Source organism: Caballeronia sp. GACF4 (genome assembly GCF_023631025.1).
Lineage (GTDB): Bacteria > Pseudomonadota > Gammaproteobacteria > Burkholderiales > Burkholderiaceae > Caballeronia.
Genome location: NZ_JALQDW010000018.1, coordinates 833,781 through 849,843, shown reverse-complemented (window position 1 = coordinate 849,843; position 16,063 = coordinate 833,781). Strand labels below are relative to the sequence as shown.

The 16,063-nt window shown below is 62.3% G+C and carries 15 protein-coding genes; 7 read left to right on the top strand and 8 right to left on the bottom strand.

Features of this window, described 5'->3' with window-relative positions; all coding sequences use genetic code 11:
* The first annotated feature begins 20 nt into the window (after positions 1 to 20).
* The 4 genes from NCR40_RS18945 to NCR40_RS18930 all read left to right on the top strand — a co-directional run bounded on the left by NCR40_RS18945 (position 21) and on the right by NCR40_RS18930 (position 6,209).
* On the top strand, positions 21 to 1,787 hold the full coding sequence (locus tag NCR40_RS18945; protein WP_250510261.1) for a thiamine pyrophosphate-binding protein: 1,767 nt from the start codon (positions 21 to 23) through the stop codon (positions 1,785 to 1,787).
* 38 nt (positions 1,788 to 1,825) lie between these two features.
* Complete coding sequence (frc, locus tag NCR40_RS18940) at positions 1,826 to 3,082, top strand: formyl-CoA transferase (RefSeq protein WP_244829248.1); 1,257 nt, start codon at positions 1,826 to 1,828, stop codon at positions 3,080 to 3,082.
* 80 nt (positions 3,083 to 3,162) lie between these two features.
* Positions 3,163 to 5,361, top strand: a complete 2,199-nt coding sequence (locus tag NCR40_RS18935) for an acetate--CoA ligase family protein (RefSeq protein ID WP_250467433.1) — start codon at positions 3,163 to 3,165, stop codon at positions 5,359 to 5,361.
* Between the two features lie 59 nt (positions 5,362 to 5,420).
* Entirely contained in the window at positions 5,421 to 6,209 is a 789-nt protein-coding gene (locus NCR40_RS18930; protein WP_250493633.1) for a fumarylacetoacetate hydrolase family protein, read from the top strand.
* Positions 6,210 to 6,321: 112 nt separating this feature from the next.
* On the opposite strand, the gene NCR40_RS18925 is transcribed toward NCR40_RS18930, so the two are convergent.
* The 3 genes from NCR40_RS18925 to NCR40_RS18915 all read right to left on the bottom strand — a co-directional run bounded on the left by NCR40_RS18925 (position 6,322) and on the right by NCR40_RS18915 (position 8,550).
* Positions 6,322 to 6,576, bottom strand: coding sequence for a CsbD family protein (locus NCR40_RS18925; protein ID WP_244829251.1), 255 nt, complete (start codon positions 6,574 to 6,576; stop codon positions 6,322 to 6,324).
* Positions 6,577 to 6,685: 109 nt separating this feature from the next.
* On the bottom strand, positions 6,686 to 7,042 hold the full coding sequence (locus NCR40_RS18920; protein ID WP_244829252.1) for a response regulator: 357 nt from the start codon (positions 7,040 to 7,042) through the stop codon (positions 6,686 to 6,688).
* Complete coding sequence (locus NCR40_RS18915) at positions 7,039 to 8,550, bottom strand: ATPase domain-containing protein (protein ID WP_250510260.1); 1,512 nt, start codon at positions 8,548 to 8,550, stop codon at positions 7,039 to 7,041. The genes NCR40_RS18920 and NCR40_RS18915 overlap by 4 nt, the downstream gene beginning before the upstream one ends.
* A 1,056-nt stretch (positions 8,551 to 9,606) precedes the next feature.
* On the opposite strand from NCR40_RS18915, the gene NCR40_RS18910 reads away from it, so the two are divergent.
* Positions 9,607 to 10,338 (top strand): OmpA family protein, encoded by a 732-nt coding sequence (locus NCR40_RS18910; RefSeq protein ID WP_250510259.1) that lies wholly within the window; start codon positions 9,607 to 9,609, stop codon positions 10,336 to 10,338.
* 76 nt (positions 10,339 to 10,414) lie between these two features.
* Here NCR40_RS18910 and NCR40_RS18905 read toward each other — a convergent pair whose 3' ends face one another.
* The 3 genes from NCR40_RS18905 to NCR40_RS18895 are packed head-to-tail and all read right to left on the bottom strand — an operon-like array spanning position 10,415 to position 11,962.
* Positions 10,415 to 10,927: a methylated-DNA--[protein]-cysteine S-methyltransferase gene (locus tag NCR40_RS18905; protein ID WP_244829255.1), complete on the bottom strand. Its 513-nt coding sequence runs from the start codon at positions 10,925 to 10,927 to the stop codon at positions 10,415 to 10,417.
* Between the two features lie 23 nt (positions 10,928 to 10,950).
* The gene (locus NCR40_RS18900) at positions 10,951 to 11,211 is read right to left on the bottom strand and encodes a hypothetical protein (protein WP_250467427.1); all 261 of its coding nucleotides are present in this window, start codon (positions 11,209 to 11,211) and stop codon (positions 10,951 to 10,953) included.
* Positions 11,204 to 11,962: a DNA/RNA non-specific endonuclease gene (locus NCR40_RS18895; RefSeq protein WP_250510258.1), complete on the bottom strand. Its 759-nt coding sequence runs from the start codon at positions 11,960 to 11,962 to the stop codon at positions 11,204 to 11,206. Before NCR40_RS18895 ends, NCR40_RS18900 begins: the two co-directional genes overlap by 8 nt.
* Before the next feature lie 201 nt (positions 11,963 to 12,163).
* Between NCR40_RS18895 and NCR40_RS18890 the strand changes: the two genes are divergently transcribed.
* Complete coding sequence (locus NCR40_RS18890; protein WP_502800998.1) at positions 12,164 to 13,231, top strand: alpha/beta fold hydrolase; 1,068 nt, start codon at positions 12,164 to 12,166, stop codon at positions 13,229 to 13,231.
* A gap of 20 nt (positions 13,232 to 13,251) precedes the next feature.
* On the opposite strand, the gene NCR40_RS18885 is transcribed toward NCR40_RS18890, so the two are convergent.
* The gene (locus NCR40_RS18885; protein ID WP_250510257.1) at positions 13,252 to 14,631 is read right to left on the bottom strand and encodes an MATE family efflux transporter; all 1,380 of its coding nucleotides are present in this window, start codon (positions 14,629 to 14,631) and stop codon (positions 13,252 to 13,254) included.
* A 72-nt stretch (positions 14,632 to 14,703) separates the two neighbouring features.
* On the opposite strand from NCR40_RS18885, the gene NCR40_RS18880 reads away from it, so the two are divergent.
* Positions 14,704 to 15,024 carry a YnfA family protein gene (locus NCR40_RS18880; RefSeq protein WP_250510256.1) on the top strand — a complete coding sequence of 107 codons (321 nt, stop codon included), beginning with the start codon at positions 14,704 to 14,706 and terminating at the stop codon, positions 15,022 to 15,024.
* Positions 15,025 to 15,045: 21 nt separating this feature from the next.
* Here NCR40_RS18880 and NCR40_RS18875 read toward each other — a convergent pair whose 3' ends face one another.
* Positions 15,046 to 16,062: a DUF2891 domain-containing protein gene (locus NCR40_RS18875; protein ID WP_502801002.1), complete on the bottom strand. Its 1,017-nt coding sequence runs from the start codon at positions 16,060 to 16,062 to the stop codon at positions 15,046 to 15,048.
* Position 16,063: the final 1 nt, after the last annotated feature.

The window sequence follows — 16,063 nt, the reverse complement described above, 5'->3', positions numbered from 1 at the left end:
CTTCGAGGAGGAGACAAACAATGTCCGAAGTCGTCAGCAGCCGTCCGGAAGTCGCTCCCGCCACCACCACCGCGGATGACACGCTCAAACAAAAAACACGCGGCGCGGGTGTCGTCTCGGGCGGCCATTTGGTCGCCCGAGCGCTCAAGAACGAAGGCGTCGATACCATCTTCACGCTGTGCGGCGGTCATATCATCGATATCTACGATGGCTGCGTCGATGAAGGCATTCGCATCATCGATGTCCGTCACGAACAGGTCGCCGCCCACGCCGCCGATGGCTACGCGCGTCAGACCGGCAAGCTCGGTTGCGTCGTCACCACGGCCGGCCCCGGCTGTACCAACGCGGTGACGGGTGTCGCCACGGCGTTTCGCTCGGAAAGCCCGATCATCCATATCGGCGGGCAGGGCGCGTTGACGCAGCACAAGATGGGCTCGCTGCAAGACCTGCCGCACGTCGACATGATGGCGCCGATCACCAAGTTCGCCGCCACCGTGCCGAGCACCGAACGCGTCGCCGACATGATCTCGATGGCCGCGCGCGAAGCCTTCAACGGCGCGCCCGGCCCGGCGTACCTGGAGATTCCGCGCGATGTGCTCGACCGCGAAATCGATGTCTCCAAGGCCGTGATTCCGCAGCCGGGACGGTATCGCTCATCGACGAAATCGGTGGGCGATCCGCTCGATATCGAGAAGCTGGCCGACCTGCTGGTCGACGCCGAGCGTCCCGCGATTCTCTACGGCCAGCAAGTGTGGACCGCGCGCGGTCACGAAGAAGCCATCGCGCTGTTGCGCGGCCTCGACATTCCCGGCTACTTCAACGGGGCGAGCCGCGGCCTCTTGCCGCCGGGCGACCCGCATCACTTCGACCGCACGCGTTCGCAAGCCTTCGCGAAGGCCGATGTGATCGTGATCGTCGGCACGCCATTCGACTTCCGCATGGGTTACGGCAAGCGCATCAGCCGCGACCTGAAGCTCGTGCAGATCGACATGGATTACCGCACGGTCGGCAAGAACCGCGATATCGATCTCGGGCTCGTAGGCGACCCGGGCGCGATCCTTGGTGCGGTGCTGCAAGCGGCGAGCGGACGCATCAAGAACGACAAGCGCCAGAGCCGTCAGGCGTGGATGCGCGAACTCGCGGCGGCGGAAGAAACCGCGACGGCCAAGCTGATGCCGCTCTTCACGTCGGACGCGAGCCCGATTCATCCGTACCGCGTCGCGCACGAGATCAACCAGTTTCTATCGGACGACACGATCTATATCGGCGATGGCGGCGACGTCGTGACCATTTCCGCGCAGGCCGTGCGTCCGCGCCGTCCGGGTCAGTGGATGGACCCCGGCGCGCTTGGTTCGCTCGGCGTCGGCACGGGCTTCGCCATCGCGGCGGGTCTTGCGAACCCCGATAAGGAAGTACTCTGCTATTACGGCGACGGCGCTTTCTCCATGACTTCGTTCGACATGGAAACCGCGAATCGCTTCGGCGTGCCGTATCTCGCCGTCATCGGCAATAACTCGGCGATGAACCAGATCCGCTACGGCCAGCTCGCCAAGTACGGTCAGGAGCGCGGCAACGTCGGCAATCTGCTCTCGGACGTGCCGTATGGCCGCTTCGCCGAAATGCTCGGCGGCTATGGCGAGGAAGTGTACGAGGCCTCGAAGATCGCGGGCGCGTTGCAGCGTGCGCGGGAATCGATCGCCAAGACGGGCAAGAGCGCGGTCGTCAACATCTGGGTCGATCCGACCGTATACGCCCCCGGCACGATGGCTCAAACGATGTACAAATAAAGCCACTGACAAGCCACTGAAGACATTGGGAGACAACCATGAATAATTCGGGCAAGGCACTGGATGGCGTGCGCATCCTAGATTTCACGCACGTTCAGTCTGGGCCGACCTGCACGCAGTTGCTCGCGTGGTTCGGCGCGGACGTGATCAAGGTGGAGCGCGCGGGCGCCGGAGACATCACGCGCGAGCAGTTGCGCGATATCCCCGACGCCGACAGCCTCTACTTCACGATGCTCAACCACAACAAGCGTTCGATCACCATCGATACGAAGAATCCCGAAGGCAAGAAGGTGCTCGAAACGCTCGTCAAGAAGTGCGACGTGCTGGTCGAGAACTTCGCGCCGGGCGCGCTCGATCGCATGGGCTTTACGTGGGAGCGCATTCAGGAGCTGAACCCGAAGATGATCGTGGCGTCGGTCAAGGGCTTCGGGCCCGGACCGTACGAAGACTGCAAGGTGTACGAGAACGTGGCGCAATGCGCGGGCGGCGCGGCATCGACGACGGGTTTCGACGATGGCCCGCCGGTCGTCACCGGCGCGCAGATTGGCGACTCGGGCACGGGCTTGCACCTCGCACTCGGGATCGTCACGGCGCTGTATCAGCGCAATGCGACCGGGCGCGGCCAGCGCGTGCTCGCGGCGATGCAGGACGGCGTGCTGAACCTGTGCCGCGTGAAACTGCGCGATCAACAACGGCTCGAACGTACCGGCACGATGAAGGAATATCCGCAGTATCCGAACGGCACATTCGGTGAGGCGGTGCCGCGCGCGGGCAACGCCTCGGGCGGCGGTCAGCCGGGCTGGATTCTCAAGTGCAAGGGTTGGGAGACGGACCCGAACGCGTATATCTACTTCATCACGCAGGCGCCGGTCTGGGGCGAAATCTGTAAGGTGATCGGCAAGGAAGAGTGGATCGACCATCCTGATTACAAGACGGCCAACGCGCGCCTGCCGCATCTGAAGGACATCTTCGCGGAGATCGAGCGCTGGACCATGTCGAAGACCAAGTTCCAGGCCATGGAAATTCTCAACAAACACGACATTCCGTGCGGCCCGATTCTCTCGATGAAGGAAATCGCCGAAGAGCCGTCGCTCAGAAAAACCGGCACCGTCGTCGAAGTGGATCATCCGGTGCGCGGCAAGTATCTGACGGTCGGCAATCCGATCAAACTGTCGGATAGTCCGACCGAAGTCGTGCGCTCGCCGCTGCTTGGCGAACACACCGACGAAGTCATGGCCGAACTCGGCTACTCGCCCGATCAGATCGCGACGCTGAGAAGCCTCGGCGCAATCTAAACGCTTCATTCGATGCCTGTCGCGCCGCCTCCTCGTGAGGCGCGTGGAGTGGCACGTCCATACGAACGGAGACAAGTCAGATGAACAGCACCGTTGTGCAGGAACGCAATGACTCTTCGACGCAAGTCGCGAACGCTATCCCGGTGCATGCAGCCGATGCGAAACGCCGCGTGGCGGAAGTGTTCGATCGCGTGAAGGCGGAAGGGCGCACGTCGCTCACGGCGCCGGAAGGCAAGCTCGTCTGCGATGCATACGGCATCGCCGTGCCGCGGGAAGGCGTCGCGACGAGCGCGGACGATGCGGCGAAACTCGCGTCGTTCATCGGCTTTCCGGTGGTGCTGAAAATCGTCTCGCCGGAGATTCTGCATAAGACGGAAGCGGGCGGCGTGCTCGTCGGCGTGAAGAACGAAGCCGATGTCAAAGCCGGCTTCGCGACGATCATCGAGAACGCGAAGAACTACGACGCGAACGCGACGGTCCTCGGCGTGCAGGTTCAGCAAATGGTCGGCGCGGGACAGGAAGTGATCATCGGCGCGGTGACCGATCCTTCGTTCGGCAAGCTGATCGCGTTCGGGCTAGGCGGCGTGCTCGTCGAAGTGCTGAAGGACGTGACCTTCCGGCTCGCGCCCGTCACGCGCGACGAAGCCGCCTCCATGCTCGACGGCATTCAGGCGGCTGAAGTGCTGCGCGGCGTGCGGGGCGCGGAGCCGGTGCATCGCGAGAGTCTCGTCACGCTGATCGAGCGCGTGTCGCGCCTCATCGACGACTTCCCGCAAATCTCGGAGATGGACCTGAACCCGGTTTTCGCGAGCCCGAGCGGCGCGGTGGCGGCGGACGTGCGCATCGTGATGGACCTCGAGCCTGCCGCGCCGCGTTACCGGCCGACGCAGGAGCAGATTGTCGCGCAGATGAACCGCATCATGAAGCCAGACGCACTCGCCGTGATTGGCGCGTCGAACGAGGACGGCAAGATCGGCAATTCGGTGATGAAGAACCTCATCAACGGCGGCTACCAGGGCGCGATCTATCCGATCCATCCGAAAGCCGACGAGATCATGGGCCACAAGGCGTACAAGAGCGTGAAGGACGTGCCCGGCGTGATCGATGTCGCGGTGTTCGCCATTCCCGCGAAGTTCGTCGCGCAGGCGCTCGTCGAAGTCGGCGAGAAGCAGATTCCCGGCGCGGTGCTGATTCCTTCGGGCTTCGCGGAGACGGGCAATCACGAAGGCCAGGAAGAACTCGTGCGGATTGCGCGTCAATACGACATTCGCATGATGGGCCCGAACATCTACGGTTTCTACTACACGCCCAAGAATCTCTGCGCGACCTTCTGCACGCCGTATGACGTGAAGGGCAAGGCGGCGCTGTCGTCGCAATCCGGCGGCATTGGCATGGCGATCATCGGCTTTTCGCGTTCGGCGAAGATGGGCGTCTCGGCAATCGTCGGGCTCGGCAACAAGTCGGACATCGATGAAGACGACCTGCTCACGTTCTTCGAGCAGGACGACAACACCGAGATCATCGCGCAACACTGCGAGGACTTGAAAGATGGCCGCGCGTTTGCCGAAGCCGCGAAGCGCGTATCGAAGAAAAAGCCGGTCGTGGTGCTGAAGGCCGGACGCACGAGTCTCGGCGCGCGTGCGGCCAGTTCGCACACCGGCGCGCTCGCGGGCAACGACAAGATCTACGAAGACGTGTTTCAGCAATGCGGCGTGATCCGCGCGCGGTCGCTGCGCGATTTACTGGAGTTCGCGCGCGGCATTCCCAAATTGCCGACGCCCAAGGGCGAGAACACGGTCATCATCACGGGCGCGGGCGGCTCGGGCGTGTTGCTCTCGGACGCGTGCGTGGACAACGGCCTGTCGCTCATGACCATGCCCGACGATCTCGACGCCGCATTCCGCAAGTTCATTCCGCCGTTCGGCGCGGCGGGCAATCCGGTCGACATCACGGGTGGCGAGCCGCCGACGACCTATAAGAACACGATCAAGCTTGGTCTCGAAGACGAACGCGTCCATTCGATCATCCTCGGCTACTGGCATACGATCATCACGCCGCCGATGGTCTTCGCGAAACTCGTGATCGAAGTGAAGGAGGAGATGAAGGCGCGCGGTATCGAAAAGCCGATCGTGGCGTCGCTCGCGGGCGACGTGCAAGTGGAGGAGGCGGCGGAATATCTATACGCGCATGGCGTGCCGGCCTATGCGTATTCGACCGAATTGCCAGTGGCGGTGCTCGGGGCGAAATATAAGTGGGCGCGCGGCGCGGGATTGATCTGAGCAAAGCGGGGCGCTTAGGCGCCCCGCGGCGCCCCTTCCTAATCACACGGACCTTCATAGTGACCACCTGGATTCGTTTTCGCGATGCCGACGGCCGTATTGGCTTCGGCACGCTCGATCCGCACTCCGGCCGCGTCGTGCAGCACGACGGCGCATTGTTCGGGCAAGCACGTCCGACCGACATTTCCTTCGCCGCCGACGACCTCACCCTGCTCGCGCCTTGCGAACCGAGCAAGGTCATCGCGTTGTGGAACAACTACTACGCGTTGTCGCAGAAGCTCGATAAGGCGCCTCCTGCGCATCCGCTCTTTCTGATCAAGCCGCCAATGTCCGTGATCGGGCCGAACGAGTTGATCAAGCGGCCGAAAAGTTATCACGGCAAGATTGCGTACGAGGGTGAACTGGGAATCGTGATCGGCAAGACGGTTTCGGGCGCGTCGGTGGAAGAGGCCGAGGCCGCCATTTTCGGCTATACGTGCGTGAACGATGTCACCGCCATCGAACTCTTGCAGGAAGATCCCAACTTCGCGCAATGGTGCCGCTCGAAGGGCTTCGATACCTTCACGTGTCTCGGGCCCGCCATCGTTACGCCAGGCAACGGCTTCGACTGGCGCGCGGCCCACGTGGTCACGACGCTGGACGGCGTCGAGCGTCAAAATTATCCGCTCGACGACATGATCTTTTCGCCCGCCGAGCAGGTCAGCCTGCTGTCGCACGACATGACGCTCGTTCCCGGCGATGTCATCGCGTGCGGTACGTCGATCGGCGTGGGATCGATCAAGGACGGCGCGCGCGTGGAAGTGACGATTCGCGGAATCGGTACTCTGGCGAACACGCTCGCGGCTTGAAGCGGTGTGAGCGGTGTGAGCATCGTGCAATAAAAAACGGCAAAGCCGACTTGCGGACTTTGCCGTTTTTTCACGCCTGGCGCCATGCGAGATGGCGCCGCGCGTCGATGTCTCAACGATCGCGATTCCACAGCGCGCCGAGCACGAAGCCCACGGTCGCCGCGATCAGCAAACCGTTGATCGGCTGACTCGCCACCGCCACGCGCAATTGATCCACGGTCTCACCGTAGCTCTGCTGCAGCGAGCCGAGCGCCTGCCGCGTCTTGCCGGCCACTTGCGTTTCCGAGTCGCCCGTAAGCGCGCCAACCGCATCCTGCACCTTGCCCACGACCTGTTGCGCCGCGCCTTCCACTTGATCCTGCACCATGGTGCCTCCGTTCTCGTCTGTAGCGGTTATGGTCAATGTTGCAGCGGGCTGATCTTGCGGCATCCCGGCAACGTCCGAGTGAAACAAGGAGCACGCTTCGTGCCCAAGGTCAGGCTTCGCCGAGTTTATGTTTAACCAGATCGAGCAAATCGTCGATGGAAAGCGGTTTGCGGCGAAACTGCGCGTTGGCGTGTTCCAGCGTGGGCGCATGCGCCGCCGCGCTCATGAGAATCACGGGAACCTGTGCAAGCGAGTCGTTCGCCGCCAATTCGCGGATGAAGGCAACGCCGTCCATGTGCGGCATCATCCAGTCGGTGATGACGAGGTCGGGCGGATTCGCGCGCGCGGATTCGAGCGCCACGCGCCCGTTCGACGCGGTCGTCACTTCGTAGCCTTCCATTTCGAGAATGAGGCGCCAGGTTGTGAGGATGTCGAATTCGTCGTCGACGACGAGGATTTTTTTCATGCTCGCTGGCCGGGGTCCGACACAGAAAGCGCAGGCGCCAACGACGGATGTCCGGACAGCAGACCCGTCGAGCCGATGAACCCTTCGCTGATATGCAATCCGCGCGAATCGATCGTGAGACGGCGGATCGCCGTATCGTGCGAACCTTCGCGCTGTTTGACCACCGACACCATGCGATACAGCGACGAGTTCGCCTCGACATAGCGCAGGAGCACGATGTTTTCGGTCATCGCGGACGCCCGCAAGGTGGTGGGCGTCGTCGAATCGCCGTAGAGCGGCAACTCTTCCGTCACGAGCGTGGTGACGCCGGCTTCGCGCAGACGGTGCGTGAGCGCGTTCAAGAATAGCCCGAGGCGCTCGGTGCGGTTGGCCGACTGAAAGAAGCCGTCGACGCCATCCACCACGAGCCGCGACGCCTTCGAGCGCTGGATCGACGCAATCAGTTCCGAGGCAAGTTCGTCGATGGCGAGTTCCACGGCGGGATGCCATTCCAGTAGCAAATGGCCGCTATCGACAGCGTCTTTCAGGTCGATGCCGACCGACGCCGCCTTCGCGATCAGCCGCTCCGGCGACTCGTAAAGCCCGAAGTAGACGCACTGCTCGCCGCGCGCCACGCCCGCCTGCAAAAACTTGAGCGCGAGCAGCGTCTTGCCGACGCCCGAGGGCCCGATAAAGGTGGTGGTCGAACCGCGCACCACGCCGCCGCCGAGCATCTGATCGAAATCGGGGAAACCGAAGGCAAGACGGCTTTCGAAGTCCGGCACGTCCTGCGCATTCGCCGACGACGCTTCGAGTCGCGGGAAAGTCACGAGTCCGTCCGCCGTGATCTTGAAGAAATGCTTGCCGAGCAGATGATCGCGCGCGCGCAGCTTATGCACTTCGATCTCCCGTGCGCGGCGCATTCCGGTGTTGTAGCGGTTCAGCTCGATCAAGCCATCGACCAATGTGTGCTCGGGATGCGGCTCGTTGCCGGACAGCGGCGCGAGGATGAGCGTCGTGCAACGCGCGGCGCTCACGAAGGCCGACAACTCGTGGATGAATTGCGAGAGTTCGAGTTCGGTCGAACTGAATTCGCGGGCGCTGCGAAAGCCGTCGATGACCATGAAACGCGGGCGGCTCGTGCGGATGGTCGCCGCGATGAGCGAGAGAAAGCCGGACAGGCCGTCGCGTATCAGTTCGTGGTAACCGCTCACGAACAGCATGCGTTCGGAGATGGCGTCGGCGTCGTAGAACGACATTGCCCGGAGGTGCGACAGCAGCTTCGTGTGCGATTCGGCGATCAGCGTGATGTATAGCACCATGTCGCCCTGGCCCACGCGATGAAAACCGATCTGCGACGAAAGGATCGTCTTTCCCGCGCCAGCCATGCCTTCGATCATGTACAGACCACCTTCGGCGAGACCGCCGCCCAGAATCTCGTCCAGACCTGCCACGCCAGTCGTGACGTTGCCGTCGTTGGGTATGGTCTGTCGGGGCGAAACGGTGGGGAGCTTGTCGTCTTGGGTCATGGAGTGTTCGTTTTACTTGGCGATCCGTTTGAGCGAACGCGAATTATGGCTGACTCCGAGCAACAATGGGATCTTCCGTCGGTCGTGAAAGCCCGTCTGCCTTGGCGCTGGATGGCAACCCATCGATGGGCAGAGGCGCGCGTTGGATTCCCGTTCCTGCAAAAAGGGTGGCGCTAAAGGGTTGAACTCGAGACGTCCGCATTTTTCACGCCCGCTCGTCTTCTCGGGAGCGCATCCTAAAAATAGGACGAAATTGAGAACCTTCTCATGTGCGATGACGCTTGGCCCTGTTGAAATGGCATCCATGCATTAACGAGGGCCGAGATGGATCGAGGCCTTTTCCGTTCCAGGCGTCACGCGCCGTTTCATTTCAGGTCAGCCATGTCCCGTCCGAACTCGCTTTCAAGCATCGTCACGCTCGCGCTTTGTCTCGTTTCTTCGTTTCCGATTTCAGTTTCATGCGCGAATGCCGGCGAACGGTTGCCCGATTCGCGCATTCTTTCGGCAGCTCCGTTCAATTTTCACGCGGACAAGGAAATCTTCTCGCGCCTGCCGGCAAAACCCGTGGATTCGCGTATCTTTTCGCCTAATAAACCCGAACGCTACAACGGCGATTCGCGAGTGGCACAAACGCGATTCGATCACGCGCAAATGATTTGATTTGGAAGAGTAGAGCGCGCAGGTTGTTCTGGAATTAATTGGATTCTCTGACCATAATCAGATACGCATTAAGCTGGATGCGTAATCCGAATTCCAGCAACTTGCCGGCGAAATGTCGCCGAATTGCATGACGTCGATGGTCGCAACAGTCGTTCAGATGGCGCACGCTTCGGTGAATAATGAGATGCGAAGCGGGATGTCGATTTTTGGGAATTGTCCCTGCGGTAAATTCTTAAGCCGTTGCTAGAATCGCGGCGGCTTTCGGTCGTTTCAAGATCGCGATACCGAACTTCATCTATTTCTCAAAACGGGCTTATTCGCGCTTTCGCAATTCAGGCGCTGAAATAAGCGGAAATCCCGTCAATTGCTAACAGGCGCTCTGCTTACTCATTCAATATGTTCAACAAGACCATTGCCACTATTCTCGCGAGCGTCGCCGTTCTTGCCGCTTGCTCGTCCACGTCCAGTCCTGCGACCAGTCTTGCGTCCAGTCCCACGTTCAATCTCAGCGAAATTCAGACGTCGAACGGCCAAAAGGCTTTCCGCGCCGAATGCTACGGCTTGTTCGAAGGCGGCAGCCAATGCATGGCCGCCGCGCAGAAGGCATGCGGCAACCAGCCGGTGAACCCGCTCCAGAACGTCGCGGGAACGAAGACACCGGACAATGTCTCCGAGCTGATTTTTGTCTGCGGTGCACCGGCACAGCCCGTGCAGCCGGCGGCTGCGGAACCCGCGCCGCCAGCGGTGGTGGATACGGCGACCGTCGCGCCGGCCGCGCCGGTCGCACGCAAGATCTCCCTCGACGAAAAGACGAACTTCGACTTCAACAGCGCCCAGTTGACGCCGAAGGCCAAAGCCTCGCTCGATCAGATCATCTCGGAAGGACGCGGCACGACGTTCTCGTCTGTCAGCATCGAAGGACATACGGACTCTGTCGGCTCCGCGCCGTATAACCTGGCGTTGTCACAGCGGCGCGCGGAGTCGGTGCTCGAATACCTCAAGAGCCACGGTCTGAAGGCGAACGAGTTCTCCATGAAGGGCTTCGGCAAGTCTGTTCCAGTGGCATCGAACGCGACGAGTCAGGGTCGCGCCGAGAATCGCCGTGTGGAAGTGACGCTCAATCCGTAAGCTAGACGCTGTCGAAGAAAAAGCTCGCGAGCCGAAAGGACCGCGAGCTTTTTTTCGTCGATACGCGCCGGAAGGATCAGAACAACAGCAGTTGCTCGCGCCCGCGTCCGCCTTCCAGCGTCAGCAGGTGACGCTTGCGCGCAACGCCGCCCGCGTAACCTGTGAGTTCGCCATCGCCGCCGATCACGCGATGACACGGCACGATGATCGACACCGGATTGCGCCCATTCGCGCCGCCGACCGCGCGCGATGCGCCTGCGGGCAAGCCAAGACGGCGCGCGAGATCGCCGTAAGTCCAGGCTTCGCCGAAAGGAATCTGACGCAGCGTGTCCCAGACTTGTTTTTGGAACGCGGTGCCGTCGAGCCGCAGCGCCACCGAAAACACCTCGCGCGCGCCCCCGAAATATTCGTCGACTTGCTCGCGCGCCTCGGCGATCACGCGCGGCACGCGCGCCGATGCGCGTGGCTCGTGCGATAAACCGTCCGGGCAATACTTCTGCCCGACAAAGAAAAGCCCGGTCAGGCAATCGCCTTCCGCGCGAAACAAAATAGGCCCGAGCGGGCTCGGGCTAACGTGGCTTTCGATCACGTCGCGTCTTCTCGCGTCCCGTTTCAGATGAACGGATTATCCGCCGTGCCGCCGGGCGCGGTCGGCTCGTCGGCAAGCTTCGCTGGCAGCGCCTTGTCTTTTTGAAGAACATCGACGATAGCCCCGAGCGCCTTGTACAACGCCTGCGCGGCGGCGAGCCCCGCCTGATCGCGTGCAATGGTGAGGTCGCCGCTCACCGACACACGCGTCGTGCCGTTCTGGATGTTGATCGCGTCGCCCGCGATGTTCATCACGTCGGTATCGTTGGCAAATGGTTTAAACACCGCTCAGTCCTCCAATTCGTTTGTCTTTCAGTGCATCGGGGATGCCGGGAAACGCAAGACCGCTCATGGATTCCAGTTCGCGCACGGTTTTCATCGTATAGGTATTGGTCGGCACATTATCGACGACAACCACGAACGCGATTTGCCGCTTCGGCAAATAGACCACCTTGTACAACTGCGTCGGCACGAACACGCGCGACTCGCCGATGGTCTGCAACTGCCGCCCTGAAAAGAGCGGGCCGGTCACGACATAGGCATCGCCGGATTCTTCGGTCAGCCTGCGTACCGCTTGCTCGATGCGCGACCAGATGCGCCGGTTGTTCGACGGATCCTGCGGCACGATGTTCGCAAGCGAGAACGATTCGGCCATGCCTTGCTTGCTGGCTCGATCGCCCGCCGGGCTCATGTGGCCGCGATCGTAGCCGCTCCTTTTGTAGTCGTCGAGTTGCGCGCTGTCGCCGGCCGGCAGCCGCTTGTCGACGAAAAAGCGATTGGTGCGCGTGTTGTTTTTCGCGTCATCGACGCTCTGCGCGGTCAAATGCTCCGCCGACCAGAGCGGCCCGTGCGTGACGCCGGAATGCAGCAGTGCGAAATCGGTATAGCAGATTTCCTGCGTGGACGCGCGCATCTTCTGATTGACGACGACGGGCGCGCGGCCGCCCGGACTGAACTGCGGACAGTCGCTCGCGACCGCCGCGACCGACGCGGCGCCTAGAAGCGCGGCGACGAATGCCTTGATGCGTACTTGCATGCTGAGTATGAAGATCCGTGCTGATGCGTGAGAACTCGCCGCCTGATGGTCAGCCGTTCGGCTTAAGCCGGGCGAATCGAGGCCGCAGAGTATAAGGCAGTGCAGTGCACATGGAACGGAAGAAATTCATCCACGCTAGAATGCGTCGGCTCGGGCCGCGCCGTAGGCGAAGGCCGCATCGAAACGAATGGAAGGAAGCCAATGAACGCCAAGCGCCGCAAGCTCGATATCGCGCGAAACCTGCTGCTGTCGCTCGTCTCGTGTTGCACGATGCTCACCGCGAGCCAGGCTCACGCGCAAGACGCGCCCGCCAACGATGGCCCAGCATACGGACCTGAACTGCAAAGCTTCGACTATCCTTATCCGGTCGCGCGGTTCTCCATTTCGTCGCAACGGCAGGTCGTCCAGATGGCCTATATGGATGTGCATCCCGCGCATCCCAATGGCCGCACGGCCGTGCTTCTGCATGGCAAGAACTTCTGCGCGGCGACGTGGAAAAAGACCATCGATACCTTGAGCGAAGCCGGGTATCGCGTGGTGGCGCCGGACCAGATCGGCTTTTGCAAGTCCACCAAACCGGCGCGTTATCAGTACAGCTTCCAGCAGCTCGCGCGCAATACGCATGCGCTGCTTGCGGCGCTTGGCGTCACGCATCCCACGTTGATCGCGCATTCGACGGGCGGCATGATCGCGGTGCGTTATGCGCTGATGTACCCGCGCGAGACCGAGCAACTCGTGCTCGTGAATCCCATTGGTCTGGAAGACTGGAAGGCGAAGGGCGTGCCGTCCATTTCCATCGACGACTGGTATGCGCGCGAGCTCAAGACCACCGCCGACGGCATCCGCAGCTACGAGACCAGCACGTATTACGCGGGGCATTGGAGCGCGGACTACGAACCGTGGGTGCAGATGCTTGCGGGAATGTATCGCGGACCGGGGAAAGATGCGGTCGCGTGGAACTCGGCGTTGCTGTACGACATGATCTATACGCAGCCTGTCGTCTATGAGTTCGATCAGTTACGAACCCCGACGCTGCTGATGATCGGCGATAAGGACACGACGGCCATCGGCAAGGATCTGGCGCCGCCGGAGATTCGCCCGACGCTGGGCCGATATCCTGAGCTGGCGAAGCTTGCACAGCAGCGGATCGAGGGCGCGAAGCTCGTCGAGTTTGCCGAGCTCGGTCATGCGCCGCAGATGCAGGACCCGGTGGCGTTTCACAAGGCGTTGTTGGAGGGCATGGCGGCGTTGAAGGCGAAGGCGGATTGAGTCAGGCCATCCACTCCACGTCAATCCACGCACGATCTCCGCTCGATTGCTGGCAACTGCACCAGCAACGTAATGGCGCGCGCGATCATCAAGATGGCGAGCGCGAGCCACAATCCGTGGTTGCCGAACCAGCCGTTCAGCAACCACGCGGCAAATAGAAAGATGCCAAGCGATACAGCCGTCGACACCATCAACTCCCGCGTGCGCGTCGCGCCGATAAACACGCCATCGAGCTGAAAGCTGATGACCGATGCAAGCGGCATCACCACGGCCCAAGGCAAGAAGCGCAGCGCGGCGGCACGCACGTCCCGCTGATCCGTGAGCTGGTCGATGATCCACTCGCCCGCGAGCCAATAAACGAGCGAAAAGCCCGCCGCGCCGATCACCGACCACAGCATCGTCACCTTCACGGCCTGGCGAAACGCGTGGCGGTCGCGCGCGCCCGTGGCCGCGCCGACCAGCGCTTCGGCGGCGTGCGCGAAGCCATCGAGTCCGAAGGCCATGAAGGTCTGGAAGTTGAGCAGGACGGCGTTCGCCGCGAGGATCGCATCGCCTTGACGCGCGCCCATGTGGGCGAACCATCCATACGATCCGAGCAGGCACAGTGTGCGAATGAAGATGTCGCGATTGAGCGCGACGAGGCGCTTCATCGCGCGCGCGTCCAGCAGCGTGCGCAGCGCGAGCGCCGGAAGTCCATGTGGACGCAAACGCCAGAGAATCGCAAGACCGAGCGCGAAGCCGCAAAAATCCGCAGCCGCCGTGGCCGCGCCGATGCCCGAAATACCCCAGCCGAAGCGATACACGAATAGCAGGACCGCCACGATATTCACCACGTTGATGAACACTTGCGTGACGAGCGCGAGCCGCACGCGCTGGCAGCCGAGCAACATCCCGAGCACGACGTAGTTGCCAAGCGCGAAGGGCGCGGCCCAGATGCGCGCATGGCAGTACGCGCTGGCCGTGCTCTGGACGGCCGCGCTACCGCCGAGCGCGGCGAGCGCATAACGGATGATCGGCACCTGTAACGCCAGTACCGCCATGCCGATGAAGAGCGCGAGCAGCATCGCCCGCAATACGCTTGCGCGCAGGGCAAGCGCATCGTTCGCACCGAACGCCTGCGCGACGAGGCCCGTCGTGCCCATGCGCAAAAAGCCGAAGCTCCAGAACACGAAGCTGAAAACGAGCCCGCCGAGCGCGACGCCGCCAATATATTGCGGTCCGTCGAGATGACCGGCGACGGCGGTATCGACCGCGCCTAGAATCGGCTGCGTAAGATTTGCGAGGACGATGGGAAACGCGAGCGTCAGCACGCGCTTGTGCCAGTGCACCGGCACGGCGGCCGGATGCTCGATAGTGTCGGGAGCGTTCAATTGCAGGGCGAGGTGAGCAAGAGGCGTCATTGTGCCGTGTCAGGGCGACGCTTGCTGCCGAAGCAGCCGATAATGCGCGTCGAACCCGCTGCCCGACTGTCCATGAAAACTCTTCTGCTTTATGTCGTGACGGCCATCGCGGAGATCGCCGGTTGCTACTTTCCGTATCGATGGCTGAAGCTCGATGGCTCGCCCTGGCTAATCGTGCCCGGCGCGCTTTCGCTTGCGTTGTTCGCGTGGCTCCTCACGCTGCACGATGCGGCTGCAGGGCGCGTCTATGCGGCGTATGGCGGCGTGTATATCGGTGTGGCGATCGCATGGCTGTGGGCCGTGGATCGCATCCGGCCGACGACGTGGGACGTGACGGGCGCGGTCATCGCGCTGGCGGGAATGGCGGTCATCGCGTTCCAGCCGCGCGTCTGATTCAGCGTGGCGCTCGGCGCGTCACGCTTCCAGCGCCAGCAACGCAAACGTGGCGAGCCAATGTTCGCCCATGTAGTCGCCCGCCACGTGCGCAATGCCCGCCGCCAGATGCTCGTCGGCGCTCGCGTCGAGCACGCCGATGCGCGCATCGCCCGCAGGCAGCGCCCGCGCGATGGTCCGCTGACACCACGCGCGGCTCAGGTTCAGGCCGTCGAGATGCGCGAGCTTGCCGTCGCTGCGATCGGTGACGGTGGCCGGCACGAAGAGCGTCGCGGGTTCGCGCACGGCAAGACGCGGCAAGAAGCGTTCGAGCCAGCCGGTGAACGATGCATCGGGCAACACGTGGCGCATCAGCACGGCTTCCATCAGCGACGGCGAGAGGAATTCGTCGCCGGCCGGTTCCCACGCCTGACAGGCTTCGTCATTGGCGAACCAGCGCGTGGCCGTATCGACGAGAAGGCGTTCGAAATCGCCATCACGAACCACACGCGCATAACCAAGCGCCAGCGTCAGCGCGAACGCCATGTTGAAATGCGTGCCGACTCGCAGCGGATACGTCGACTTCGGCAGGAATTCGACGAAGCGCGCGACGAAGGCATCCGCGAGCGGTTGCAGCGTACGGGCCCAGCGCGCGCCTTCCTCGGTGTGCATCGAGCGCAATTGGCCCGCGAGCGCGAGCAGCCACGCCCAGCCGTAGGGCCGTTCGAAACCGCGCGCCGCCGGGCGTTCGAGGTAGGCGACTTCGGCGGCGACGTTGGCATCGGTGAAATGTTCGTCGATGACCGAGCGAATGCGCGCGGCTTCGGGTAGCGCGGGAAAGCGGTCGACGAGACGCGCAAGCAGCCAATAGCCATGCACGCACGAATGCCAGTCGAAGCTGCCATAGAAGACGGGATGCAGCGCGCGCGGGCTTTGCACGTCCGCTGCGCTCGCCATGACGTGATCGAGCTTGTTGGGATACTCGCGCGTGAGATGACCCAGCGCGACTTGCGCGAATTTCGACGCCAACGCGTCGTTCAGCACGATAAGGCGCGGCATG